The 22,449-nt window shown below is 59.4% G+C and carries 28 protein-coding genes; 16 read left to right on the plus strand and 12 right to left on the minus strand.

Going from position 1 to position 22,449, the window contains the following annotated elements; genetic code table 11:
• The first annotated feature begins 74 nt into the window (after positions 1-74).
• Positions 75-818, plus strand: coding sequence for a methyl-accepting chemotaxis protein (locus ACRC4F_RS00615; RefSeq protein ID WP_371916308.1), 744 nt, complete (start codon positions 75-77; stop codon positions 816-818).
• Between the two features lie 208 nt (positions 819-1,026).
• On the opposite strand, the gene ACRC4F_RS00620 is transcribed toward ACRC4F_RS00615, so the two are convergent.
• From ACRC4F_RS00620 to ACRC4F_RS00630, 3 genes are read right to left on the minus strand one after another with little or no spacing between them, the layout of a single operon-like run.
• Positions 1,027-1,650: an SOS response-associated peptidase gene (locus tag ACRC4F_RS00620; RefSeq protein ID WP_438657635.1), complete on the minus strand. Its 624-nt coding sequence runs from the start codon at positions 1,648-1,650 to the stop codon at positions 1,027-1,029.
• 35 nt (positions 1,651-1,685) lie between these two features.
• Positions 1,686-1,946, minus strand: coding sequence for a putative signal transducing protein (locus ACRC4F_RS00625; RefSeq protein ID WP_438657636.1), 261 nt, complete (start codon positions 1,944-1,946; stop codon positions 1,686-1,688).
• Positions 1,947-1,955: 9 nt separating this feature from the next.
• Positions 1,956-2,138, minus strand: a complete 183-nt coding sequence (locus ACRC4F_RS00630) for a CPXCG motif-containing cysteine-rich protein (protein WP_438657637.1) — start codon at positions 2,136-2,138, stop codon at positions 1,956-1,958.
• Positions 2,139-2,280: 142 nt separating this feature from the next.
• Between ACRC4F_RS00630 and ACRC4F_RS00635 the strand changes: the two genes are divergently transcribed.
• A complete protein-coding gene (locus ACRC4F_RS00635) occupies positions 2,281-3,444 on the plus strand; it encodes a 1-acyl-sn-glycerol-3-phosphate acyltransferase (protein WP_438657638.1) in 1,164 nt (387 codons plus the stop codon).
• A gap of 174 nt (positions 3,445-3,618) precedes the next feature.
• On the opposite strand, the gene ACRC4F_RS00640 is transcribed toward ACRC4F_RS00635, so the two are convergent.
• The gene (locus tag ACRC4F_RS00640; protein WP_438657639.1) at positions 3,619-3,897 is read right to left on the minus strand and encodes a hypothetical protein; all 279 of its coding nucleotides are present in this window, start codon (positions 3,895-3,897) and stop codon (positions 3,619-3,621) included.
• 192 nt (positions 3,898-4,089) lie between these two features.
• On the opposite strand from ACRC4F_RS00640, the gene ACRC4F_RS00645 reads away from it, so the two are divergent.
• Positions 4,090-4,296, plus strand: a complete 207-nt coding sequence (locus tag ACRC4F_RS00645; RefSeq protein ID WP_438657640.1) for a hypothetical protein — start codon at positions 4,090-4,092, stop codon at positions 4,294-4,296.
• A gap of 204 nt (positions 4,297-4,500) precedes the next feature.
• Here the strand turns inward: ACRC4F_RS00645 and ACRC4F_RS00650 are convergent, their stop codons facing one another.
• Positions 4,501-5,085 carry a YajG family lipoprotein gene (locus tag ACRC4F_RS00650; RefSeq protein WP_109634763.1) on the minus strand — a complete coding sequence of 195 codons (585 nt, stop codon included), beginning with the start codon at positions 5,083-5,085 and terminating at the stop codon, positions 4,501-4,503.
• A gap of 205 nt (positions 5,086-5,290) precedes the next feature.
• Here ACRC4F_RS00650 and ACRC4F_RS00655 point away from each other — a divergent pair, with 205 nt between their 5' ends.
• Positions 5,291-5,524, plus strand: a complete 234-nt coding sequence (locus tag ACRC4F_RS00655; protein WP_131059469.1) for a hypothetical protein — start codon at positions 5,291-5,293, stop codon at positions 5,522-5,524.
• Positions 5,525-6,262: 738 nt separating this feature from the next.
• A complete protein-coding gene (gene mqo / locus ACRC4F_RS00660) occupies positions 6,263-7,771 on the plus strand; it encodes a malate dehydrogenase (quinone) (protein WP_438657641.1) in 1,509 nt (502 codons plus the stop codon).
• Between the two features lie 222 nt (positions 7,772-7,993).
• Here the strand turns inward: mqo and ACRC4F_RS00665 are convergent, their stop codons facing one another.
• From ACRC4F_RS00665 to ACRC4F_RS00680, 4 genes are all read right to left on the minus strand, one after another.
• A complete protein-coding gene (locus ACRC4F_RS00665) occupies positions 7,994-8,284 on the minus strand; it encodes a PA4642 family protein (RefSeq protein WP_438657642.1) in 291 nt (96 codons plus the stop codon).
• A 63-nt stretch (positions 8,285-8,347) separates the two neighbouring features.
• Positions 8,348-8,833 carry a hypothetical protein gene (locus tag ACRC4F_RS00670; RefSeq protein ID WP_438657643.1) on the minus strand — a complete coding sequence of 162 codons (486 nt, stop codon included), beginning with the start codon at positions 8,831-8,833 and terminating at the stop codon, positions 8,348-8,350.
• Positions 8,834-9,004: 171 nt separating this feature from the next.
• Entirely contained in the window at positions 9,005-9,478 is a 474-nt protein-coding gene (locus ACRC4F_RS00675) for a WbuC family cupin fold metalloprotein (RefSeq protein ID WP_438657644.1), read from the minus strand.
• Between the two features lie 3 nt (positions 9,479-9,481).
• Positions 9,482-10,039 carry a hypoxanthine-guanine phosphoribosyltransferase gene (locus ACRC4F_RS00680; protein WP_090180149.1) on the minus strand — a complete coding sequence of 186 codons (558 nt, stop codon included), beginning with the start codon at positions 10,037-10,039 and terminating at the stop codon, positions 9,482-9,484.
• A gap of 163 nt (positions 10,040-10,202) precedes the next feature.
• On the opposite strand from ACRC4F_RS00680, the gene upp reads away from it, so the two are divergent.
• Together upp and ACRC4F_RS00690 are read left to right on the plus strand one after the other, a co-directional pair.
• Positions 10,203-10,841, plus strand: a complete 639-nt coding sequence (upp, locus tag ACRC4F_RS00685; protein ID WP_201120549.1) for a uracil phosphoribosyltransferase — start codon at positions 10,203-10,205, stop codon at positions 10,839-10,841.
• Positions 10,842-10,843: 2 nt separating this feature from the next.
• On the plus strand, positions 10,844-12,118 hold the full coding sequence (locus ACRC4F_RS00690) for a uracil-xanthine permease family protein (RefSeq protein ID WP_131059474.1): 1,275 nt from the start codon (positions 10,844-10,846) through the stop codon (positions 12,116-12,118).
• Positions 12,119-12,288: 170 nt separating this feature from the next.
• Here the strand turns inward: ACRC4F_RS00690 and hemH are convergent, their stop codons facing one another.
• Both hemH and ACRC4F_RS00700 read right to left on the minus strand, forming a co-directional pair.
• Entirely contained in the window at positions 12,289-13,314 is a 1,026-nt protein-coding gene (hemH, locus tag ACRC4F_RS00695; RefSeq protein WP_438657645.1) for a ferrochelatase, read from the minus strand.
• Between the two features lie 13 nt (positions 13,315-13,327).
• Complete coding sequence (locus tag ACRC4F_RS00700; RefSeq protein ID WP_438657646.1) at positions 13,328-14,230, minus strand: TIGR01777 family oxidoreductase; 903 nt, start codon at positions 14,228-14,230, stop codon at positions 13,328-13,330.
• Between the two features lie 196 nt (positions 14,231-14,426).
• Here ACRC4F_RS00700 and ACRC4F_RS00705 point away from each other — a divergent pair, with 196 nt between their 5' ends.
• The 9 genes from ACRC4F_RS00705 (at position 14,427) to ACRC4F_RS00745 (ending at position 21,714) form a co-directional block, all read left to right on the plus strand.
• The gene (locus tag ACRC4F_RS00705) at positions 14,427-15,413 is read left to right on the plus strand and encodes an NAD(P)/FAD-dependent oxidoreductase (protein WP_438657647.1); all 987 of its coding nucleotides are present in this window, start codon (positions 14,427-14,429) and stop codon (positions 15,411-15,413) included.
• Positions 15,410-15,625, plus strand: a complete 216-nt coding sequence (locus tag ACRC4F_RS00710) for a TIGR02450 family Trp-rich protein (RefSeq protein ID WP_438657648.1) — start codon at positions 15,410-15,412, stop codon at positions 15,623-15,625. The genes ACRC4F_RS00705 and ACRC4F_RS00710 overlap by 4 nt, the downstream gene beginning before the upstream one ends.
• A gap of 109 nt (positions 15,626-15,734) precedes the next feature.
• Positions 15,735-16,697 (plus strand): YbgA family protein, encoded by a 963-nt coding sequence (locus ACRC4F_RS00715; protein ID WP_438657649.1) that lies wholly within the window; start codon positions 15,735-15,737, stop codon positions 16,695-16,697.
• Complete coding sequence (locus ACRC4F_RS00720; RefSeq protein WP_438657650.1) at positions 16,697-17,638, plus strand: MerR family transcriptional regulator; 942 nt, start codon at positions 16,697-16,699, stop codon at positions 17,636-17,638. Before ACRC4F_RS00715 ends, ACRC4F_RS00720 begins: the two co-directional genes overlap by 1 nt.
• Positions 17,639-17,649: 11 nt before the next feature.
• Positions 17,650-19,095, plus strand: a complete 1,446-nt coding sequence (gene phrB / locus ACRC4F_RS00725) for a deoxyribodipyrimidine photo-lyase (RefSeq protein WP_438657651.1) — start codon at positions 17,650-17,652, stop codon at positions 19,093-19,095.
• Positions 19,088-19,249 carry a hypothetical protein gene (locus tag ACRC4F_RS00730; RefSeq protein ID WP_438657652.1) on the plus strand — a complete coding sequence of 54 codons (162 nt, stop codon included), beginning with the start codon at positions 19,088-19,090 and terminating at the stop codon, positions 19,247-19,249. The genes phrB and ACRC4F_RS00730 overlap by 8 nt, the downstream gene beginning before the upstream one ends.
• A complete protein-coding gene (locus ACRC4F_RS00735; RefSeq protein ID WP_438657653.1) occupies positions 19,246-20,028 on the plus strand; it encodes an SDR family NAD(P)-dependent oxidoreductase in 783 nt (260 codons plus the stop codon). The genes ACRC4F_RS00730 and ACRC4F_RS00735 overlap by 4 nt, the downstream gene beginning before the upstream one ends.
• Positions 20,025-21,272 carry an NAD(P)/FAD-dependent oxidoreductase gene (locus ACRC4F_RS00740; protein ID WP_438657654.1) on the plus strand — a complete coding sequence of 416 codons (1,248 nt, stop codon included), beginning with the start codon at positions 20,025-20,027 and terminating at the stop codon, positions 21,270-21,272. Before ACRC4F_RS00735 ends, ACRC4F_RS00740 begins: the two co-directional genes overlap by 4 nt.
• Before the next feature lie 136 nt (positions 21,273-21,408).
• Entirely contained in the window at positions 21,409-21,714 is a 306-nt protein-coding gene (locus tag ACRC4F_RS00745) for a YkgJ family cysteine cluster protein (protein WP_077749015.1), read from the plus strand.
• A 201-nt stretch (positions 21,715-21,915) separates the two neighbouring features.
• On the opposite strand, the gene ACRC4F_RS00750 is transcribed toward ACRC4F_RS00745, so the two are convergent.
• On the minus strand, positions 21,916-22,434 hold the full coding sequence (locus ACRC4F_RS00750) for an acyloxyacyl hydrolase (RefSeq protein ID WP_438657655.1): 519 nt from the start codon (positions 22,432-22,434) through the stop codon (positions 21,916-21,918).
• Positions 22,435-22,449: the final 15 nt, after the last annotated feature.

Consider the following 22,449-nt stretch of genomic DNA (forward strand, 5'->3'; position numbering starts at 1 on the left):
TGCAGAGCGTCAGCGACTCGTCGGAACACACCGCTGACATCGCCATCCGCACCAACATCGGTGTGCAGAAGCAAATGGCCGAGATCGATCAAGTGGCCACCGCGGTGCATGAAATGACCGCCACTGCGCAAGATGTGGCGCGCAACGCGACCCAGGCTGCACAAGCCGCCAGCCATGCCGATCAGGCCGCGGCGCAGGGCATGCAGATTGTGCGCGATACGTCGAACTCGATTGGCGTGCTGGCCGTGGAAATCGGCAAGGCTGTCGGCGTCGTTCAGACCCTGGCCAAGGACAGCGAAAACATCAACGCGATCCTCACCGCCATTCGCGGGATCGCCGAGCAGACCAACCTGCTGGCCTTGAACGCGGCCATTGAAGCGGCGCGGGCCGGTGAACAGGGTCGGGGTTTTGCGGTGGTGGCCGATGAAGTGCGCAACCTGGCGCAGAAGACCCAGAAGGCTACTGAAGAAATCCAGACCATGATCCAGCAGTTGCAACAAGGCACCCGCGATGTGGTGCGGGTGATGGAGGACAGCCAGAACCGTACGGACGAAAGCGTGCAGCATGCGGCGAAGGCAGCCGAGGCATTGGAGACGATTACTCAGGCGGTGTCGGTGATCAATGACATGAACACGCAGATTGCCAGTGCGGCTGAGGAACAGAGTGCGGTGGCGGACGACATCAACCGTAACGTGATCAACATCGGGCAAGTGGCCAATGAAGTGGCGGGCGGCGCGGATGAATCGAGTGCGGCGAGTGCGGATTTGACCAAACTGGCTGAGCAGCAGCGGCGGTTGATCAATCAGTTCAAGGTCTGAAGAGCCCCCTCACCCTAACCCTCTCCCGGAGGGAGAGGGGACTGACGGAGGTGATCTTTCGAGGTACATCGACCTGAATTACCGAGCCGGACTCAGGTTTTGAAAAGCATGAAGATCGGCTCCCTTTCCCCCTCTCCCCTCTGGGGAGAGGGTTGGGGTGAGGGGTCGATTTTGAACCTGACAAATATTTGAAGACACTCACGGCTCATCAACCGGGGGTAAGACACTCCGGCCCATTAAGCTTCGGATCATTCACCAGATTCGCCAGCACCCGCTCGCGCAACGCAGCAGGTTCACTGGCGAGCAACGCCTGCAAGGCATGCAATGGCGTTTCAGGATTCAGCCACGCCGCTTGCCCCGCCGCATCAAGAATCAACGGCCGACGCTGACTCGCCGCCGGCTGGGTGATCACTGCAGTACTCAGCCACACCTGTTCCTGCACCGGATACGCTTCCCAGATCGCCGCAAAAAATAACGTGGAGCCCTCCCCCGGCGTCAGCCAGTACGGCCGCTTGCGGGTGGTGCCGCGCCATTCGTAAAAACCGTTGGCCGGCAGCAGGCAACGGCGTTCGCGCAGGGCCTGGCGAAACATCGGTTGTTCCGCGACCGTTTCGGCCCGGGCATGGGCCGGGGTGCGGGAAAGGTCAGTCAGCCACGGCGGCGTCAAACCCCAACGTGCGCGGGCAAGCTCACGCTGACCATCGACGCCTGCACGCAGCATCAACACCGAATCGTTGGGAGAAATATTCCACTGGGCCTGCTGATCGGCGGGGAAGCCGGGCAGGGCCGCGAAGGCGGGGTTCCAGCGAAACAGGGCATAACGTCCACACATGGGGCAACACGACTCTAAATAAAACGAACGTCAGCCTAACAGACCAGCGTGCCGGGAAAACTGTCCGGTTCATCACCGGGCAGTGGCAGCGCGGCATTGTACGCGGTGATCAGCTCGCGGGCGTATTCGGCCTGGTCGTTGTCCACCGACAAGCCCAGCAGGCCGAAGATGGGCAATTCGCCGGTCCCGCCGACTAAATCGCGGCCCATCAGATGCGCCTCGATGCCCTCACTGGCCAGCATGCCTTGCAGCAACTCCCCTTCCATCAGGTTTTCCGGCTCGTAGATTCGCTGCATAGACGCCCCTTACTCGTTTTCACTTTTTACTTCGAGATGCCATTCCTCTCCATGAACCTGCAACACAAACGTTATCGGCCGACAGCACACCTGGCAGTCCTCGATATAGGTCTGATCGCCCCCGGACAGGTCCACCGTTGTCTCGACCTCTTCACCACAATACGGACATTCATACTGCGCAGTTTCCAGCATCGCGGTCTCCCAGGTGACTTGTGCGTATAATCGCCGGTCTATTTGCAGGGCTATTTTTGTCTGGCTAACTTTTCAGACCGTGCCCCGTTGGTTTTCGAGCAAAACCTTTACTTACCCTAGCCGTTTCTAACAAGAGAGCATGATGGGCGAATTCGATGCCATCCGACCTTACGACGACAGCGAAGTCCCAGCGGTGCTGGACCGACTGCTCGGCGACAAGGCGTTTCTAGATATCCTCATCCACTTCCGCTTCCCGCGTTTTGCCGGTGCTTTCGGCTGGGCGCTCAAACCTCTTATAGCTCATCGGCTGCGCCGTGAGTTCGCCGACGTGACGTCGGTGGCCACGTTGCAGGATAAAGTCGAGATGTATGTCGACCACACCATCGAACGGGCCACGGACGGTGTGACGTACACCGGCGTCGAGCAATTCAAGTCCGGTAGCGCGTACCTGTTCATCGCCAACCACCGCGACATCGTGATGGACCCGGCCTTCGTCAACTACGCGGTGTACCACGCCGGCCTGCCGACACCGCGCATCGCGATCGGCGACAACCTGCTGCAAAAGCCCTTCGTCAGCGACCTGATGCGCCTGAACAAGAGCTTCATCGTGCACCGCTCGATCACTGGTCGTCGCGAGAAGATGGCGGCGTATCAGCTGCTGTCGGCCTACATCAACCACTCGATCCGCAACGATTGCGCCTCCATCTGGATCGCCCAGGCCGAAGGTCGGGCCAAAGACGGCGACGACCGCACCGAGTCGGCGATCCTGAAAATGTTCCACATGAGCCGCAAGGACGAGCCGTTCGGCGAAGTCATCCGCTCGCTGAACGTCAGCCCGGTGTCGATCAGCTACGAATACGACCCGTGCGACCAGGCCAAGGCCCGCGAGCTGTTCATCCGTGCCACCACCGGCAGCTACACCAAAGTCCCGGGTGAGGACGACGTCAGCATCGCCAAGGGCATCACCGGCTACAAGGGCCGGGTGCACGTGAACTTCGCCGCGCCGATCACCGAACTGTTCGACGACACCAAGCAATTGGCAATCGAAATGGACCGGCAGATCCTCGGCGGCTACCGGTTGTTCCCGGTGCACTACCTGGCGTACGCCCAGTGGAAAGACGCCGATCCGCAGTTGCAGGTGCCGAAGGCTGCCCAGGTGTTTGCGGCGGACGAACTGGCCAAGGCCCAGGAAGAATGGCAACGCCGACTGGAAGCCTGCCCTGAGGAACATCGTCCGTTCATGGTGCTGCAATACGCCACACCGGTACGCAATCAGTACCGCGTCAAGGCTGGGTTGCCGTTGTAATTGCCTGGATACAACTACGGCATCCTGTGGCGAGGGGATTTATCCCCGTTGGGCTGCGAAGCAGCCCCAAAACCTGCAATCACAGTTTTCAGACAGACCGTGTGCGCCGATTTACGACTGCTGCGCAGCCGAACGGGGATAAATCCCCTCACCACAGGGTTCTGCGTCAGAGATTCAGAAGCGTGTGCTGATCCACGACACCAGCAACGCCAACCCCAGGCACGCGAAGCCGAAGCGGTAGAAAAACCGGTTCATGCGCAAGGTGGCCCAATCCAGGACAGGCTCTTCACTCGGCCGGCTTTGACGCTGGGCGACCAGGCTAGCCATTGCGCGTTGTTCACGACGACGAGTGGCGTGCAGCAGCCAACCGCCCGGGAAGGCCAACAGTAAGGCCAGCAGGTTGATCAACTTGGCGGGATGGTGGGTGAACAGCGAAATCAAATGCAACGACATCACGGACCTCGGCAAAACAGGTGTGACAAACGCCGAACCGACGATTGCGGCGCGGATTCTACCGAAAGCCTGCCCACCTGCCCTGCCTTTCCGACAAATAACGAAACATCAGACCAAATGCTGTCCTGTGTCACAGCACCGTCATCTGGTTACGCCAGTCTGTCGCCCCTCGAAACCGACACGGAAACCGTCATGCTGCACGCCGAAAACCAGGACCGCCTCTACCTCATCGCCCCGAGTGACGAACAGCAAAACCTCGTAGGAAGCCTCGCCTTTAACGTTCAGGACCGCCACTGGCTGGTGTATTGCGCGCTGGGTGGGCATCAACATGCGGATTTGCCGGAGACGGATTTGCTGACGGGTGTGAGTGTGCTGGATTTTTATTCGCAAGCGGCCTGACACAGTGGATCCCTTGTGGGAGCGAGCCTGCTCGCGATGACGGAGTGTCAGACGACAGTGATGTTGAATGTTGAATCCCATCGTCGGAACGCCGCCCGGAGCCGGCTCGCTCCCACAGTGGTTCGGTGTTCACCCGCAAAACCGGTGGGCATGAAAAAGCCCGGGGCCATTGCTGGCACCGGGCTTTTTTGAATCTCGCGAACGTTATTCGCTGAGAATCTGACCAATCGTCGGGTCCTTGAACAGACGCGTCAACGCATCGCTCAGCACATCACTGACCAGCTTGGTGTTGGTTTCCTGGTTTGGCGCCATACCAAAACGCTGATCCAGGGACGCACCGTAACGACCGCTGTAGCGACGGTTGGCATTCTGCACATCAGAACGGAACGTCGCGCCGATGGTTGCCTCGGTCACGTACATGCCTTCTTTTGGCGACTGATACTTCAGCTCGGCCAGGGTCACCGTCAACTGTGGAGCATTCAGTGCATTCGAGGTCGGGGTAAAGCCCAGCAACCGTACGGCCGCCTCGGCCTGAGCCTGCAACTTCGGCAGGATCTGCGCGCCCTGCACGGTGATCGCGCTGGTCTCAGGGTACAAGCCACCACGGGTGCCCAGGGTTGGCGACGGACGACCGTCCACCACACGCACCACCACCGGCTGACCACGGCCGACCGGCGCCAGCTGAGTCGTCAGCTTGGGTTCAGGGTTCAGTTGTTGCGGGCTGTGGGCGCAGCCGACGAGGGTCAAACTGGTCACAGTGATCAAACCGAACAACAGGCGTTGCAACATGCTCTTCTCTCCAGAATCAGGCACAAACAGGCCCGCAGTATAGCGGTGGGCCATCGTCGCTAACTAGCGTCTCGCAATGAATACTGAAATGTCTGACAAACCCTTGGGAAACCGGTTCCTGTCACACATCTGTCATCGCCTATACACTTTCACGTAACGGCTCGCTGGCAACCTTCTCGGCAGGTCACCCACAAGGTACTTCGCCATGCGTTATCTCATCTCGCTGTTCGCACCACGCCCGTTGCACCGCAGCTTTGCCCTGCTCGACCGCAATGGCCACTGCCAGGCGTTCAAGCAGTGCAGCCTCCAGCCGATGGGCGATGGCTGGGTCGAAATCGAAGAAATCCGCCTCAACTGGCTGCACCATCCGCTGCCTCCGAGTGCCCGTGTCAGCCAGCGCCAGCCACGTGCACGGGTGCAACATCTGTTGACCACCTGACCAGACGCCTAATAAAAGTCATTAATCACGTCCATTTCCCTGCGTTTCTTAGATACAATCTCCCCCCGATTATAAGGACGTCTCCTGATCGGGCCTCGCAGCATCGTCAATGCTTCGGTATTGGCACCCCGCACCGCCCACAGAGAGCCGCCCACACAGATCGAGTGAAGCTGGCGCGCTTGCTGTTCCTTGAGCAAAACCCCCACTTTTCGCGAATCTGCAGAGCTGTCATTACGCTCGGTCACTGAGCTGTTTGCCCGTTTTGCCTGTCATGTACCCCATGACGGCAATCCAATCGGGCACGGTGCCAGGCTGGGACAGCCCTTTTTTGAGGTTCACGTCTTCAAAAGAGCGTGAAAAAAACGGGTTTTCACAACTTCACAAGAGTGTGGCGAGCAAATGAATAGTTTTGCGTCTGAACATGCACCATTAGCGTCTGAAACAGCCCAACGACACAGGACCGAGTACTCCTCGAACACCGGAGCCTGAAGCCTGTCCGCTACGGATTTGGTTGCACAAACGGATGTCTCGACCATAAGTCGAATTGCCAGTCGCGTGTTGAAATGAGTTCATTGACCTCATTGACCCGGCCGGTAGCGTCCGTCGAAGTTGCGAAAAATTGCGAAGATTCGGACATGGCGACACTGACCATGGATAGCTGGGGCATCACTGACACGCCCCTGAACGCCTGGCAGCCATGCCGACAATTTGGTGCTGCAGATTTTGGAGACGCGTTAAATGGCGCATAACGAAGCAGTCGACGTAGTACTGGTTGGGGCCGGCATCATGAGTGCCACCCTTGCCGTACTGCTCAAAGAACTCGACCCCGCGATCAAGCTGGAAGTCGTCGAGCTGATGGATTCCGGTGCCGCGGAGAGTTCGAACCCGTGGAACAACGCCGGCACCGGTCACGCCGGGCTGTGTGAGCTCAATTACACGCCACAGGCCGCCGACGGCAGCGTCGACATCAAGAAAGCCGTGCACATCAACACTCAATTTGAAGTGTCGAAGCAGTTCTGGTCCTACCTGACCAAAAAAGGCACCTTCGGCTCGTGCAAATCGTTCATCAGCCCGGTGCCGCACCTGAGCTTCGTGCAGGGCAATGATGGGGTTTCCTTCCTCAAGGAACGCTTCAAGACCCTGAGCAAGCACCACGCGTTCTCGGACATGGAATACACCGAAGACAAGGCCAAAATGGCCGAGTGGATGCCGTTGATGATGCCGGGCCGGCCGGCCGACGAAGTTGTCGCCTCCACCCGCGTGATGAACGGCACCGACGTCAACTTCGGCGCCCTGACCAATCAACTGCTCAAGCACCTGACCAGCGCACCCGATGCCCAGGTCAAGTATTGCAAGCGCGTGACTGGCCTCAAGCGTAACAACGGCGGCTGGACCGTCAGCATCAAGGACGTCAACAGCGGCAATACCCGTGAAGTCGACGCCAAGTTCGTGTTCCTCGGTGCTGGCGGCGCGGCTCTGCCGCTGTTGCAGGCGTCGGGCATCGAAGAAAGCAAAGGCTTCGGCGGTTTCCCGATCAGTGGCCAGTGGCTGCGTTGCGACAACCCGGAAGTGGTCAAACACCACCAGGCCAAGGTCTACAGCCAGGCAGCCGTGGGTTCGCCACCGATGTCGGTGCCGCACCTGGACACCCGAGTGGTCGATGGCAAGAAGTCCCTGCTGTTCGGACCTTACGCCGGTTTCACCACCAAGTTCCTCAAGCACGGTTCTTTCATGGATCTGCCGATGTCGGTTCGCGCCGGCAACATCGGGCCGATGCTGGCTGTGGCGAAAAACAACATGGACCTGACCAAGTACCTGGTCAGCGAAGTGATGCAGTCGATGGAGCAGCGCCTCGATTCCCTGCGTCGCTTCTACCCTGAAGCGAAAGCCGAAGACTGGCGCCTGGAAGTGGCCGGCCAACGGGTGCAGATCATCAAGAAGGACCCGAAAAAAGGCGGCGTTCTGCAGTTCGGTACCGAACTGGTCGCGGCGAAGGACGGCTCCCTTGCCGCCCTGCTCGGTGCGTCCCCAGGCGCTTCGGTGACTGTTTCGATCATGCTTGAGCTGATCGAAAAATGCTTCCCGAACAAGGCGTCCGGTGAATGGGCTGCCAAGCTGGCGGAAATCTTCCCGGCTCGGGAAAAGGTTCTGGAAACCGACGCTGCGCTGTATCGCAAGATCAATGCGCACAACAACGTCGCGCTGGAACTGGTTGAAGCCAGTAACGAGACCGAAAGCTACGCTTGATTCGGCCGCATAAAAAACGCCCCGTTCTCAGTGAGAGCGGGGCGTTTTTTTTATGGACTGTGAAACCAATACTGCTGGCTCACTTTATTTTGTGGCGAGGGGATTTATCCCCGTTGGGTCGCGAAGCGGCCCCAAATTATGCGACCACTCCGTTGAATCAGTTGGCGACTGCTTCGCAGTCGAACGGGGATAAATCCCCTCGCCACAAGAAACCGGATCACCTCAAATACCGCGCGCCTTGGCGATCAGCTCGATGTACTCGGCCGCATTGCGCTGATCCTTGATCAGGGCGACGAAATCATTGCCGTGCTCATCCTTGCCATCCAGGTCCAGACCGGCTTCGACGAAGAACGTCAGAAAACGCTCGAAGTCATCGATGCGCAGGCCACGGTAGGCCTTGATCAGTTTGTGCAGCGACGGCGAGGTGGCGTCGACCGGCTCGAAATCGAGAAACAACTTGATCTGCTCATCGCCGATCTCGTCACCAATCACTTGTTTCTTATCTTTACGCATTGCCGACTCCAGCTCGCAGACATTTCACGGGGCGGGCAGTTTACCCCTGCCCGGGCACAAGGCTCAACGCGGACGAACAGCCCCGGTGTGCAGATCGGCCCAGACATGGCCGTTGGCGTAGCTGAGGAACTGGCAATACACCGTGTCATTGCGCAACAGGTCAATCACCACCCGGTACTGCGCCATCGGGTAAAAAAGCGTCAGGGTTTTGTTTTTTTCGTCGTAGATCGGTTTTTTCAGGCTTTTGCTTTCGCCATCGAAATTGACCAGCACCTGATTGATGGTCGCGCCTTTGTTCAAGGATTTGCCCTTGAGGCGGATCAGCAGCGGTGAAGTGACCGGAATCGGCTGTTGATTGGACTGACGCTGGCTGCCGACCACCACCGAATACTCGGTGACCTGCAACAGCTGTTGCTGTTCGGGCTCCGCGTCACGCAGGGTCAGGTCGTCAGGCGGCAGGAACTGCGCGTGCATCGGCGCCGGGGCGGCCGCCAGTGGCAGGCTGAGGGTCAGCAAAAAAGCGGCGCAGCTACGGATCAAAAGGCTCATGACGGGCTCCGAAGGGCGGGGCCGAGCACTCTAGCATGGGTATTTGAAATTACTTCTGTGGACGCGATCCACTGTGGGAGCGAGCCTGCTCGCGATTACGTCGGCACATCCAGCATAAATGTGCCAGTCAGACCGCTATCGCGAGCAGGCTCGCTCCCACAGGGTATGGGATCAATCGAACTGCGCGCGCATCCAGGCCTGATACTCGGCCACACCCGGCTCGCCTTCACGTGGCGCCCACGGCGCAAGCTCACCCTCCCCCACCGGTCGATAAGGACCGGCCTTGCACTCGAACATCAGACTGTCGGCTTCCAGCACCACCAGGCCATGGAACACACCGGTTGGCAGGTCCACACCGACACAGTCACCACCGGCGACGAGGACTTGTTTCTTCACGATCACGCCGGACTCGTCGAAGATGAGTAAACCGAGCCGCCCTTTAAGGACCAACAAGGTCTCAGCCTTGTTGTCGCCCAAGTGTCTGTGAGGCGGGATATACGTGTTTGGCTGCAAGCCCACCGCCATGCGGTGGCAGGGCTCCTCCATCTGATGGAAGCTGTGATGCTGACGCCCGCGAGGATTGGCCGCTGCTTTCTCGGCCAGCTCGGTGAACAAGGATTGATCGAGAAAACGCGGCGTGGTCATTTTTTACATGCCTTTGACAGCAAAAATCCCGTTAGCGTTACGCCAGTAGCCTTTGTAGTCCATGCCGTAACCGAAAATGTAACGGTCGATGCACGGCAAGCCGACGAAATCGGCTTTCAGGTCCGGGCGAGCCTTGCGGTCGTGGTCCTTGTCGATCAGCACGGCGGTGTGCACTTTGCGCGCGCCGGCGTGTTTGCAGAAGTCGATGATCGCGCCCAGGGTGTGACCTTCGTCGAGGATGTCGTCGATGATCAGCACGTCACGGTCAATGAACGAGACTTCCGGCTTGGCTTTCCAGAACAGGTCGCCGCCGCTGGTTTCGTTGCGATAACGGGTGGCGTGCAGGTAAGACGCTTCCAGCGGGAATTGCAGATGGGTGAGCAGCTTGCCGGCGAAAATCAGCCCGCCGTTCATCACGCAGAACACCACCGGATTGCTGTCAGCCAGCTCTTCGTTGATGTGTGCACCGACGCGGGCGATGGCCGCCTCGACTTCAGCTTCGGTGTACAGGCAGTCAGCCTCTCGCATGATTTGACGGATATGCTCGAGATCAGCGGACATGGCGCTCTCCAGGGGGTGGCGGATCGGGAAAAGCGGGCAAAGGTACGCATCCCGCACGGCCAGATCAAGCGTTTGTGGACTAACGTACTGTATGTCTATAGGACAACACCCTCGGATAGATTAATCTAGGCCGGTTTTTTTGCCCGCCGCCGGAGCCTTTCCCATGCCCATCCTCGAGATCCGCCATCCGCTGATCCGCCATAAACTCGGCCTTATGCGCCGCGCCGACATCAGCACAAAGAATTTCCGTGAGCTCGCTCAGGAAGTCGGTGCCCTGCTGACCTATGAAGCCACCAAAGACCTGCCGCTGGAAACCTACGACATCGAAGGCTGGTGCGGCACGGTGTCGGTGGAGAAAATCGCCGGCAAGAAGATTACCGTGGTACCGATCCTGCGTGCCGGTATCGGCATGCTCGAAGGCGTGCTCAGCCTGATCCCGGGCGCCAAAGTCAGCGCCGTGGGCGTGGCCCGCAACGAACAGACGCTGCAAGCCCACACCTACCTGGAAAAACTGGTTCCAGAAATCAACGAACGCCTGGCAATGATCATCGACCCGATGCTCGCCACCGGCAGCTCCATGGTCGCGACCATCGACCTGCTGAAAAAAGCCGGTTGCCGCGACATCCGCGCCATGGTGCTGGTTGCCGCGCCGGAAGGCATTGCCGCTGTAGGCAAAGCGCACCCGGACGTGACGATTTACACTGCCTCCATTGACGAAAAACTTAACGAACACGGTTACATCATCCCGGGCCTGGGCGATGCTGGAGACAAGATCTTCGGTACCAAGCAGAAGGACGCTTGAGCATGCAGCAAGAGTTCAACGATCCGCTCTGGCGCACGGTGCTGTCTGGCGCGCAGATGCTGTTCGTGGCCTTCGGCGCCCTGGTGTTGATGCCGCTGATTACCGGCCTCGACCCGAACGTGGCGCTGTTTACCGCAGGTCTGGGGACGATTCTGTTCCAGATCGTCACCGGCCGTCAGGTGCCGGTGTTCCTCGCGTCGAGCTTTGCCTTCATCACCCCGATCATTCTCGCCAAGGGCCAGTTCGGCCTGGCAGCGACCATGGGCGGCGTGATGGCGGCGGGCTTCGTCTACACCTTCCTCGGCCTGGCCGTGAAGATCAAAGGGACCGGTTTCATCGACCGTCTCCTGCCGCCGGTAGTGATTGGCCCGGTGATCATCTCCATCGGCCTGGCCATGGCGCCGATTGCCGCCAACATGGCGATGGGCAAGGCTGGCGACGGCACCGAATTGATTCATTATCAGACCGCCATGCTGATCTCGATGCCAGCGCTGCTGACCACCCTGATCGTCGCGGTGTTCGGCAAGGGCATTTTCCGCCTGGTGCCAATCATCTCCGGCGTGCTGGTCGGTTTTGCCATGGCCTTCTATTTTGGTGTCGTCGATACCGCGAAAATTGCCGCGGCACCGTGGTTTGCCATTCCGCACTTCACCGCGCCGGAATTCAACTGGCAGGCGATTCTGTTCATCGTTCCGGTAGCCCTGGCTCCTGCCATCGAGCATATCGGTGGGGTGATTGCCGTCGGCAGCGTGACCGGCCGCGATTACCTGAAGAAGCCCGGCCTGCACCGCACCCTGCTCGGCGATGGCATTGCCACCACCGCAGCCGGCCTGTTCGGCGGTCCGCCTAACACCACGTACGCCGAAGTGACGGGCGCGGTGATGCTGACCAAGAACTACAACCCGAAAATCATGACCTGGGCGGCGATCTTTGCCATCAGCCTGGCGTTCGTCGGCAAGTTCGGTGCGCTGCTGCAAAGCATCCCGGTGCCGGTGATGGGCGGGATTCTGTGCCTGTTGTTCGGTTCGATTGCTGCGGTGGGCATGAACACGCTGATTCGCCACAAGATCGACCTGGGCGAGGCGCGCAACCTGGTGATTGTCTCGGTGACGCTGGTGTTCGGGATTGGCGGTGTGCTGGTCGGCACCGGCACTGGCCCGGACGACTTCGGCCTCAAAGGCATCGCGCTCTGCGCGGTGGTGGCGATCGGGCTGAATCTACTGCTGCCGGGCAATGACAGCTGGAAGCACAAGAAGGCGGATGAGCCGTTGTTGTAACAGACGACTCAACCCCCTGTGGCGAGGGAGCTTGTCGGATCGCCGCACCGTCCCGCTTGAGTGCGCAGCACTCACAATATCTTCGTCGAAGGCGATAATTTTGGGGCCGCTTCGCGACCCAGCGGGACGGTGCGGCGATCCGACAAGCTCCCTCGCCACAGTTTGTGTTACTACAATGCCAACGGCGCTCGTTCGCACAAGGTGTTCAACGCCCGCGCCCACTGCGGATCGTCGTTGAGGCACGGCACCAGCACCAGCTCCTCTCCCCCCGCTTCGCGGAACAATTCCTTGCCGCGATCTCCGATCTCCTCAAGCGTCTCGATGCAATCGGCAACGAACGCCGGGCACATCACCAGCACTTTCTTCACGCCCATTCCGGCCAATTCATCGAGGCGCGCTTCGGTGTAGGGTTCGATCCATTTTGCACGGCCCAGACGAGACTGGAACGACACTGACCACTTGCCGTCCGGCAAACCCATACGCTTGGCGAACTGCGCCGCGGTGCGCAGGCATTGCGCGCGATAACAGGTGGCCAACACCGCTGGAGAAGCATTCTTGCAGCAGTCCTCATTCTTGAAGCAATGCTTGCCCGTCGGATCGAGCTTGGTCAGGTGGCGCTCCGGCAAACCGTGAAAGCTCAGCAACAAGTGATCGTAATCCTGCTGCAAATGCGGTCTGGCACTGGCCACCAGGGCATCGAGGTACTCCGGCTGATCGTAGAACGGCTGGAGAATCGAGAGTTGCACATTGAGATTCTTCTCGCGCAACACCCGCTTGGCCTCTTCGACCACGGTGGTCACTGTGCTGTCGGCAAACTGTGGATAAAGCGGCGCGAGGGTGATTTTTTTGCAGCCCTGAGCAGCCAACTGGACCAGTTTCGTCTCAATCGACGGCTCGCCGTATCGCATCGCCAGCTCTACAGGCCCGTGGGTCCACTGGGCAGTCATGGCCTGTTGCAGGCGACGGCTGAGCACCACCAGCGGCGAGCCCTCCTTCCACCAGATCGACGCATAGGCATGGGCCGACTGCTCCGGTCGCTTGATCAGGATCAATGACACCAGCAAGCGTCGCACCGGCCATGGCAGGTCGATCACGTACGGATCCATCAGAAATTGATTTAGGTAACTGCGGACATCCGCCACCGAGGTGGAGGCAGGCGAACCCAGGTTAACCAGAAGCAATGCGTGATCGGTCATGCAACGTCCTATTTCAAAGGCGGCGGGACAAATCGTCCAGGGCCGCGCGCAAATCAGTGAACTGGAACGTGAAACCCGCTTCCAGCAAGCGCGCCGGTACGGCCTTCTGGCCGCCCAGCAACAGCAGTGACAACTCGCCCAGGCACACTTTCAAGGCCAGGGCCGGCATCGGCATGAAGGCCGGGCGGTGCAGCACGCTACCCAGCGTCTTGGCGAATTCGCTGTTGCGCACCGGTTTAGGCGCGCAGGCATTATAAGGACCGCTGGCGTCGTTGCGATGCAGAAGAAAATCAATCAGGGCGATTTGATCGTTGATATGAATCCATGGCATCCACTGCCGACCACTGCCCAGAGGCCCGCCCAGCCCCAGTTTGAACGGCAGCAACAGCCGCGACAAAAAGCCGCCCTCGGCGGACAACACCAACCCGGTTCGAATCAGAATCACCCGGACACCGAGGGCCTCGGCGCGCTGGGCGGTTTCTTCCCAGGCAATGCACAACTGACTGGCGAAATCATCGATGGACGGCGGAGACGCTTCGGTCAGCTCCCGCTCGCCACTGTCGCCGTACCAGCCGATGGCGGAACCGGAGATCAATACCTGTGGTTTCTGCTCACGTTTTTCGAGCCACGCCAGCAAGGTTTCAGTCAGGGTGATGCGACTGCTCCAGAGCAAGGCTTTGCGTTTGGACGTCCATGGCCGGTCAGCAATGGGCGCGCCTGCCAGGTTGATAATCGCGTCCACCGGTTCTTGTCCGAGGTCTTCGAGTAACGCGACGCCGCGAACCTGGGCGCCACAGATTTTTGCGACTTTTTCAGGTGTGCGGCTCAAGACGGTCAGACGATGTCCTTGGCTCAACCAGTGTCGGCAGAGTTGACGTCCTATCAAACCAGTACCGCCGGTCAGCAATATGTGCATGACTTCTTCCTCGCGTGGCGTTTTACCCTGATCACTAGTCTATTTTTATAAGCAGGGATCTTTGATATCGGGCAGTGTCTGTGTTTAACAATAGGCCAAGCTGTCAGATCGAGAATGCTAAAAGTTATACCAAAAAACAATATTGTACAGGTTTCATCCACGGCGTAGTCTGTACAGAAAGGTAAACGAGGCCCCTATGACTGTACCTATCGCAATCATCGGCACCGGCATCGCCGGACTCTCAGCCGCCCAGTCCCTGACAGACGTCGGGCACATCGTTCAACTTTTCGATAAAAGCCGCGGCAGTGGCGGACGCATGTCGAGCAAGCGCAGCGATGCGGGAGCCTTGGATATGGGCGCCCAGTATTTCACTGCCCGCGACCGTCGTTTTGTCACCGAGGTCCAGCGCTGGCAATCCAACGGCTGGGTCGCCGAGTGGACACCGCAGCTCTATACCTTCCACGGCGGCCAGCTCAACCTGTCGCCGGACGAACAGACGCGCTGGGTCGGTACGCCACGCATGAGCGCCATCACTCGCGGCCTGCTCGGCGATCTGGAAGTGCATTTCGCCTGCCGGATCACCGAGGTTTATCGCGGTGAAGAGCACTGGCACTTGCAAGACGCCGAGGGCTTCACCCATGGTCCGTTCAGCCACGTGGTGATCGCCACGCCAGCACCTCAAGCCACTGCGTTGCTGGCCTCCGCGCCGAAACTCGCCGGGGCCGCCGCCGGGGTCAAAATGGAGCCGACCTGGGCGGTAGCGCTGGCGTTTGATGTACCGCTGGATACGCCCATGGAAGGTTGCTTCGTGCAGGACAGCCCGCTCGACTGGCTGGCGCGCAACCGCAGCAAACCCGGGCGCGACAACACCCTCGACACGTGGGTGCTGCATGCGACCAGTGCCTGGAGTCGTCAGCATATCGACCTGCCCAAGGAAGCGGTGATCGAACAATTGCACGGAGCGTTTGCCGAGCTGTTGCACAGCGCCATGCCCGCCCCGACCTTCAGCCTCGCGCATCGCTGGCTCTATGCGCGCCCCGCCAGCAGTCACGAATGGGGCGCCCTGGCCGATGCCGATCTGGGCCTGTATGTGTGTGGCGACTGGTGCTTGTCCGGGCGTGTCGAAGGGGCCTGGCTCAGCGGCCAGGAAGCTGCGCGACGGTTGCATGAGCACTTGCAGTGAATCGCATAAATCCGAGTAAATTGCTGCTGTCGAAATGGACAGCAGCCCGCCCGCAAAACCGCGAAAAACATTTTTTGGTGACTGAGCTGTTCCGCGATGAGCAAGGCGCGGTGCTGGAGGTCGAGTTGCAGGCGGTGCTGACCCGGCGCAGTGAACGTCTTGCATGGCAGACGTTGAAAGATAGCGAAGGCTGGATCCTCGGCTGGAAGTAGCCCCAAAAAACTTATACAAACAATTTGACTTGTACACCTTTGAATCTATGATGAAGATCAAGTTGTACAGAGCCACCACTCTGTACAGGTCTGGATTCGAGGTGCTCCGATGTGCGAACAGCCAGCGACTCAACCGAAAATCGCCATCAGCGCCTGCTTGATGGGGGCCGAGGTGCGCTACAACGGCGGTCACAAGGAGTCGCGCCTGTGCAGTCACACCCTCGCCGACTATTTTGATTTCGTCCCGGTGTGTCCGGAAGTCGCCATTGGCCTGGGTATTCCTCGCGAACCGATCCGCCTGATCGGCGACCCCGAACACCCCGAAGCGGTCGGCACCGTCCACCCCGAGATCAACGTCACCCGGCCGCTCGCCGAGTACGGTCAGAAAATGGCCGCAGAACTGGGCGATATCTGCGGCTACATCTTCATGCAGAAATCCCCTTCCTGCGGCCTCGACCGGGTCAAGGTCTACCACGCCAACGGATCCCCGGTGGACGGTGGTGGACGCGGCATCTACGCCCAGGTCTTCTGCGCCCTGCAACCGGATTTGCCGGTGGAAGAAGCTGGCCGCCTCAACGACCCGGTGCTGCGCGAAAACTTCCTCACCCGCGTGTTTGCCTACAGCGCCTGGCAGCAGTTGTTGCAAGAAGGCCTGACCCGGCGTGGCCTTACGGACTTCCACTCGCGCTACAAATACCTGCTGATGGCCCATAACCCGGTGCAATACAAAACCTTGGGTAACCTCTTGGGCAACATGGGCCAGACCGATCCTGACGAACTCGGCCCGCGCTATTTCAGCGAGCTGATGGCGGCATTGAAAAAATGCGCCACGCGCCGCACTCACACCAATGTCCTGCAGCACATCAGTGGCTACCTCAAACAGGACATCAGCCCTGAAGACAAGCAGGAAGTGCAGCACGTCATCGGCCAGTACCGACACGGCATCGTGCCGCTGGTGGTGCCGCTGACGCTGCTCAAACATTATTTCCGCCAACACCCGGATCCCTACATCGCACAGCAGGTTTATCTGCAGCCGCACCCGGAAAACCTCAGCCTGCGAAATGCAATCTAATGAAAAGCCCACTCGACACCAGCGCCAGGGAAGACCTTGGCGATGACTTCAAGAAAGCCCTGGACGAAGGCTGGTTGCCGATTCGCGAAGTGGCGCGCCAGACCGGTGTGAACGCTGTGACCCTGCGCGCCTGGGAACGACGCTATGGGCTGATCGTGCCCCAACGCACGCCCAAGGGGCATCGCCTGTTCTCTGCCGTACACGTGCAACGGATTTTGACGATTCTTACCTGGCTCAATCGCGGCGTGGCCGTCAGCCAGATCAAGCAACTGCTCGACACGCCTCAGGCCTTTACCGAGACCCTCTCGAACGATTGGCAGGTGCTGGGCCAGACGTTGCTGCAAGCGGTGACCCGGCTCGACGAACGCACGCTTGATGACACCGTCAATCAAGCCATGGCGCTGTATCCGCCACGCACCTTGTGCGAACAATTGCTGATGCCGTTGCTGGCGGAACTGGAACAACGCTGGCAGGGGCAGTTCGGCGCGCAGATGGAGCGGGTATTTTTCTTTTCCTGGCTGCGCAGCAAATTCGGCGCACGCATCTACCATAACAATCGTCAGTTACGCACCGCGCCATGGCTGTTGATCAATCATTCGGACCTTTCACTGGAGCCTTGCCTGTGGCTGACCGCGTGGCTGATCAGCAGCGCCGACTGCCCGGTGGAGGTTCTCGATTGGCCGCTGCCGGCGGGCGAACTCGCGCTGGCGGTCGATCACCTGCAAGCCCGCGGCGTACTGCTGTATTCCAGCAAAGCCATGAACATTTCGCAGCTGGCGAAACTTTTGAATGGCGTCAGTTGCCCAAAAATGATTGCCGGACCAACGGTATGCATCCATCACGCCGAGCTGTCCGTAAAAACTACCGAGATCGCTGATTTTTTCCTGGCTGAAGACCCGCTTACGGCTCATCGGGAACTGGTCAAGCGTGGGCTTATTTGATGGATACCGCCATGCAACTGATTTGGCTGCGCAGCGACTTGCGCCTGAATGACAACACTGCCCTCTCGACTGCCGCTGCCCGCGGCCCGACAGTGGCGGTGTACCTGTTGAGCCCGCAGCAATGGCTGGAACACGATGACGCGTCGTGCAAAGTGGATTTCTGGCTGCGCAACCTGAGTGAACTGAGCCGTACTCTGGGCGAATTGAACATCCCCTTGCTGATCCGCCACGCCCCTCGCTGGGATGAAGCGCCGAACGTTCTGCTCCAGCTCTGCCAGCAATTGAACATTGACGCCGTGCACGTCAACGAGGAGTACGGCATTCATGAAAGCCGTCGTGATGCAGCGGTGGCTGAAACGCTGAAGACCAACGGCATCGACTTCTTTAGCTATCTCGATCAGCTGTTGTTCAAACCGGGCACCGTGCTGACTAAAACCGGCACTTACTTTCAGGTCTTCAGCCAGTTCCGTAAAGTCTGTTACGAGCGTCTGCACCGCTCTCTTCCCCGACTTGTTGCAGCACCGGCTGCACAAGATTTATTGAACATCAGCAGCGATGACATTCCGTCGAGTGTCGAAGGTTTCGAAACGCCAAGCGATAGCCTGCGCAAGCTCTGGCCGGCCGGTGAAACCGAAGCGCGCCGCCGCCTCGACACCTTCGCCGACGCACAAATCGACTACTACAAAAACGAGCGCGACTTCCCGGCAAAACCCGGCACCAGCCAGCTCTCGGCCTATCTCGCTGCCGGGGTGATTTCCCCACGCCAGTGTTTGCACGCCGCCCTGCAAAGCAATCAGGGCGAGTTCGAAAGCGGCAAGGTGGGCGCGGTCACCTGGATCAACGAGCTGCTGTGGCGCGAGTTCTACAAACACATTCTGGTGGGTTACCCACGGGTCTCGCGTCACCGCGCCTTCCGCCCGGAAACCGAAGCCCTGGCCTGGCGCGACGCACCGGAAGAACTGCTGGCCTGGCAGCAAGCCCGTACCGGCCTGCCGATCATCGACGCGGCCATGCGCCAATTGCTCGAAACCGGCTGGATGCACAACCGCTTGCGCATGGTGGTGGCGATGTTCCTGACCAAGAACCTGCTGATCGACTGGCGCGAAGGTGAGCGTTTTTTCATGCGTCACTTGATCGACGGCGACCTGGCGGCGAACAACGGTGGCTGGCAGTGGAGTGCCTCCACGGGCACTGACTCGGCACCTTATTTCCGCATTTTCAATCCATTGAGCCAGTCGGAGAAGTTCGACGCTGAAGGTGTGTTCATCAAGCACTGGCTGCCGGAGCTGGCGGGGCTGAACAAAAAAGAACTGCATAACCCGGCGAACCTTAGTGGCTTGTTCGGGGTTGCAGATTATCCATCGCCCATCGTCAATCTGAGTACCAGTCGCCAACGTGCCTTGGCGGCATTCAAGAACCTGCCGTCGCGACAAGATGCAAGAGGCGCTCATGAGTGATGCCCTGCGCTGTTTTGCCTTGCCGGGTGAAGACTTTTTGCAACGCCTCGATGGGCTCCGCAACGAAGACATGCGCCCTGCCGGTGCACTGCTTTACCAACATGTACCCGTATTGGGCCGGGCGATTACCTGGCTGAAAAGGAGAATGGGATGAGTATTACACCTCCACGGCGATACTGGTTGACCGGCGCCAGCAGCGGCATTGGCGCTTCGCTGGCTGAAGAAATACTGAAAACCGGCGCTCACCTGGCCGTGAGTTCGCGATCAAAAGCGGTGCTGAAAGTCTTGTCCCTGCGTTATCCCGGGCAAGTGCTGGTCGTGCCTGGCGACCTGACTGACAGTCAGACGGTGCGCGAGATCGGCGAGCAGATTGCTTATGTCTGGGGTTCTCTGGACACGGTCATCCTCAACGCCGGCACCTGCGAATACGTTGAAGTTCAGCAGTTCGATGCGTCGATCGTCGAGCACGTGGTGCGCACCAATCTGCTCGCGAGCGCCTATTGCATAGAGGCCGCGTTGCCTCTGTTACGCAAGGGCTGCGCGCCGCACCTGGTAGGCGTCGCCAGCTCGGTAACCTACCTGCCGCTGCCAAGGGCCGAAGCCTATGGTGCGTCGAAGACCGGGCTGCGTCACCTGTTCGAAACCCTGCGCATTGACGTTGCGCCGGAAGGCATCGAAGTGACGGTGGTCAGCCCGGGCTTTGACGAGACCCCGCTGACGGCGAACAACGATTTCCCGATCCCGCTCAGTTGGCCAGTGGCCAAAGCCGCCCGGCAAATCTTCGCCAAACTCAAAAACCGTCCTGTTGAGATCGCCTTTCCGGGATTGTTCATGGCGGCTCTCTGGCCGCTGTCGAAAACACCCGACTGCGTGAAACTGGCAGTCGGCAACCGCATGGTCCGCAGCCATCCGCCGATCCAGGACGTTCCGTGAACATCGCCATTATCGGCAGCGGCATCTCGGGCCTCACCAGCGCCTACCTGCTCAACCGCAGGCATGAGATCACCCTGTTCGAGGCAAGCGACCGGATAGGCGGCCACACCCACACCGTGGATGTGACCGTCGATGGCCAAGGCTATGCCGTGGACACTGGTTTCATTGTGTTCAACGACCGGACCTATCCGAATTTCATTCGCCTGCTGGGCCATATCGGCGTCGGGTTCAAACCGACTGAAGTCAGTTTTTCAGTGACGGATCCGGACTCGGGTCTGGAGTACAACAGTAGTAACCTCAACGGCCTGTTTGCCCAACGCCGAAACCTGTTGTCACCCGGATTCTGGGGCATGCTGCGCGACATCCAGCGCTTCAATAAAGAGGCCCGGCGCGACCTGGATGAAGGGCGGATCGCCGTCGACACCACGCTGGACAACTATCTGAAAAACGGCCGCTACGGCGAGCGCTTCATCCTGCATTACATCGTGCCGATGGGTGCCGCGATCTGGTCGATGCCGATGGCCGACATGCTCGGTTTCCCGCTGCACACCTTTGTCAGGTGGCTCAAGAATCACGGCCTGCTGTCCGCCAGCGATCGCCCGCAATGGCGAGTCATCGAAGGGGGCTCAAGTGCTTACATCGGGCCCTTGACGGCGACCTTCAAAGACAAGGTCCGCCTCGGCTGCCCGGTGACCCGGGTCGAGCGCGATGAGGATGGCGTCATTGTCCACAGCGCCGCCGGCAGCGAACGTTTCGACAAAGTGGTGTTTGCCTGCCACAGCGATCAGGCCCTGAAACTGTTGGCCAAGCCAAGCGTCGCTGAACAATCGATCCTCGGCGCCCTGCCCTACGCCGATAACGAAGTGGTGCTGCACACCGACACACGCCTGCTGCCCACCGAAAAACTCGCCTGGGCCAGCTGGAATTATCGCCTCGGTGGCCCGGGCCACACACAGGTCGCCGTCACCTACGACATGAACATCCTGCAAGGTATCCAGAGCGATACCACGTTCTGCGTCAGCCTCAACCAGAGCGCGGGTATCGACCCGGCCAAGGTGCTCGCCAGATACACCTACGCCCATCCGCAATTCAGCCTGGCTACCGTGGCGGCGCAAAGTCGATGGGAAGAACTGGACGGCGTGCAGCACTCGTACTATTGCGGCGCTTATTGGGCCAACGGTTTCCATGAAGACGGCGTGGTCAGCGCGTTGCGGGTTGCTCGCTCGTTTGGCGAAGTGTTGTGAGCAGCGCCCTCTACAACGACTGACTAAAGTGGTTCGCCCTAAGCCCCAAGGTGCCATCGCTGGCGACGGACACCCGCAGCCCGGCGTCCGTCAGGCCTTTTACACAGCATCGGCCTACTGACTTACACTGCGCGCCATGAAAACCATTCCCCACACGCAAATTACCGAGCCGGCCGTCACGTGCTCGACCTGCGCAGCCTGCTGCTGTCAGCTCGAAGTCATGCTGATCACCGACACGGGCGTGCCTGAGCGTTTTATCGACACCGATGATTGGGGCGGGGAAGTCATGTTGCGTCTGGATGACGGCTGGTGCGCTGCGCTGGATCGCAACAGCATGATGTGCACCATCTACGAAAAACGCCCGCTGATCTGCCGGGAGTTCGAGATGGGCGCACCGGAATGCATCGATGAGCGCCAGGGGATAACCACGGCGTATCGCTGAATTTGAAGTCACGCAAATTCAATGTGGGAGCGAGCCTTGTGGAGAGGGGATTTATCCCCGTTCGGCTGCGAAGCAGTCGCAGAACCAGTGCACGCGGTATGTCTGACATTCCGTCATTGCAGGTTTCGGGGTCGCTGCGCAACCCAACGGGGATAAATCCCCTCACCACAAGGCTCGCTCCCACATTTAAAGTAGCAAGTCTTACAACGGCATCGTGTAGTGCAGCGCGTAGCTTTCTACACCGTTGTTCGGGCTACTGAGCCCGGCATTGGAATAGTGCGTCGCACGAATGCCGACCTCATGGCCGCCTGTAAAGCGCAGGCCAAAACCAAACCGGTCTTCAAACTGGAAGGAACTGCCGAGTTGGTTGTTCTCGACTTCGGTATTGGCGAATGCCGCCACGCCAACGCCCAGCTCCACGTAGGGTTTGACGGTCTGGCCGGCAAACTCGTAAACCAGCACCGGCGAGAACGACAGGCTGTGGTTGCTGGAGGCTTCGTCGCCTTCCCAGTAGGTGTAGGCGCCGCTCCAGTACCCGGTCAAACGACCGACATCACTCTGCAACCAGCTCTTGTCCCAATCGAATTGCATGCCCAATCGATAGGTCATGGTCGACTCGCTGGTCTGGCCGACCGCGAACTCCACGCCTGCCGCCTGTGCGGTAAAACTGTGCCCCATCAGTGCGGCCGCAATCGCGGCCAAGCAGAATAGTCGCTTCATTAGAAACATCCTTTT

The sequence above is a fragment of the Pseudomonas sp. genome (assembly GCF_051660785.1).
Classification (GTDB): domain Bacteria; phylum Pseudomonadota; class Gammaproteobacteria; order Pseudomonadales; family Pseudomonadaceae; genus Aquipseudomonas.

What these genes read in the sequence shown, in the direction of transcription:
- phrB (WP_438657651.1), top strand. Translation starts at nt 17,650, where the DNA reads ATGCAACTGATTTGGCTGCGCAGCGACTTGCGCCTGAATGACAACACT.
- ACRC4F_RS00645 (WP_438657640.1), top strand. Translation starts at nt 4,090, where the DNA reads ATGCTGCACGCCGAAAACCAGGACCGCCTCTACCTCATCGCCCCGAGT.
- ACRC4F_RS00735 (WP_438657653.1), top strand. Translation starts at nt 19,246, where the DNA reads ATGAGTATTACACCTCCACGGCGATACTGGTTGACCGGCGCCAGCAGC.
- ACRC4F_RS00730 (WP_438657652.1), top strand. Translation starts at nt 19,088, where the DNA reads ATGAGTGATGCCCTGCGCTGTTTTGCCTTGCCGGGTGAAGACTTTTTG.
- ACRC4F_RS00675 (WP_438657644.1), bottom strand. Translation starts at nt 9,478, where the DNA reads ATGACCACGCCGCGTTTTCTCGATCAATCCTTGTTCACCGAGCTGGCC.
- ACRC4F_RS00650 (WP_109634763.1), bottom strand. Translation starts at nt 5,085, where the DNA reads ATGTTGCAACGCCTGTTGTTCGGTTTGATCACTGTGACCAGTTTGACC.
- ACRC4F_RS00615 (WP_371916308.1), top strand. Translation starts at nt 75, where the DNA reads ATGGCCGAGATCGATCAAGTGGCCACCGCGGTGCATGAAATGACCGCC.
- upp (WP_201120549.1), top strand. Translation starts at nt 10,203, where the DNA reads ATGCCCATCCTCGAGATCCGCCATCCGCTGATCCGCCATAAACTCGGC.
- mqo (WP_438657641.1), top strand. Translation starts at nt 6,263, where the DNA reads ATGGCGCATAACGAAGCAGTCGACGTAGTACTGGTTGGGGCCGGCATC.
- ACRC4F_RS00640 (WP_438657639.1), bottom strand. Translation starts at nt 3,897, where the DNA reads ATGTCGTTGCATTTGATTTCGCTGTTCACCCACCATCCCGCCAAGTTG.
- ACRC4F_RS00700 (WP_438657646.1), bottom strand. Translation starts at nt 14,230, where the DNA reads ATGCACATATTGCTGACCGGCGGTACTGGTTTGATAGGACGTCAACTC.
- ACRC4F_RS00745 (WP_077749015.1), top strand. Translation starts at nt 21,409, where the DNA reads ATGAAAACCATTCCCCACACGCAAATTACCGAGCCGGCCGTCACGTGC.
- ACRC4F_RS00625 (WP_438657636.1), bottom strand. Translation starts at nt 1,946, where the DNA reads ATGCAGCGAATCTACGAGCCGGAAAACCTGATGGAAGGGGAGTTGCTG.
- ACRC4F_RS00670 (WP_438657643.1), bottom strand. Translation starts at nt 8,833, where the DNA reads ATGAGCCTTTTGATCCGTAGCTGCGCCGCTTTTTTGCTGACCCTCAGC.
- ACRC4F_RS00620 (WP_438657635.1), bottom strand. Translation starts at nt 1,650, where the DNA reads ATGTGTGGACGTTATGCCCTGTTTCGCTGGAACCCCGCCTTCGCGGCC.
- ACRC4F_RS00630 (WP_438657637.1), bottom strand. Translation starts at nt 2,138, where the DNA reads ATGCTGGAAACTGCGCAGTATGAATGTCCGTATTGTGGTGAAGAGGTC.
- ACRC4F_RS00720 (WP_438657650.1), top strand. Translation starts at nt 16,697, where the DNA reads ATGAAAAGCCCACTCGACACCAGCGCCAGGGAAGACCTTGGCGATGAC.
- hemH (WP_438657645.1), bottom strand. Translation starts at nt 13,314, where the DNA reads ATGACCGATCACGCATTGCTTCTGGTTAACCTGGGTTCGCCTGCCTCC.
- ACRC4F_RS00705 (WP_438657647.1), top strand. Translation starts at nt 14,427, where the DNA reads ATGACTGTACCTATCGCAATCATCGGCACCGGCATCGCCGGACTCTCA.
- ACRC4F_RS00715 (WP_438657649.1), top strand. Translation starts at nt 15,735, where the DNA reads ATGTGCGAACAGCCAGCGACTCAACCGAAAATCGCCATCAGCGCCTGC.
- ACRC4F_RS00655 (WP_131059469.1), top strand. Translation starts at nt 5,291, where the DNA reads ATGCGTTATCTCATCTCGCTGTTCGCACCACGCCCGTTGCACCGCAGC.
- ACRC4F_RS00690 (WP_131059474.1), top strand. Translation starts at nt 10,844, where the DNA reads ATGCAGCAAGAGTTCAACGATCCGCTCTGGCGCACGGTGCTGTCTGGC.
- ACRC4F_RS00680 (WP_090180149.1), bottom strand. Translation starts at nt 10,039, where the DNA reads ATGTCCGCTGATCTCGAGCATATCCGTCAAATCATGCGAGAGGCTGAC.
- ACRC4F_RS00665 (WP_438657642.1), bottom strand. Translation starts at nt 8,284, where the DNA reads ATGCGTAAAGATAAGAAACAAGTGATTGGTGACGAGATCGGCGATGAG.
- ACRC4F_RS00750 (WP_438657655.1), bottom strand. Translation starts at nt 22,434, where the DNA reads ATGAAGCGACTATTCTGCTTGGCCGCGATTGCGGCCGCACTGATGGGG.
- ACRC4F_RS00635 (WP_438657638.1), top strand. Translation starts at nt 2,281, where the DNA reads ATGGGCGAATTCGATGCCATCCGACCTTACGACGACAGCGAAGTCCCA.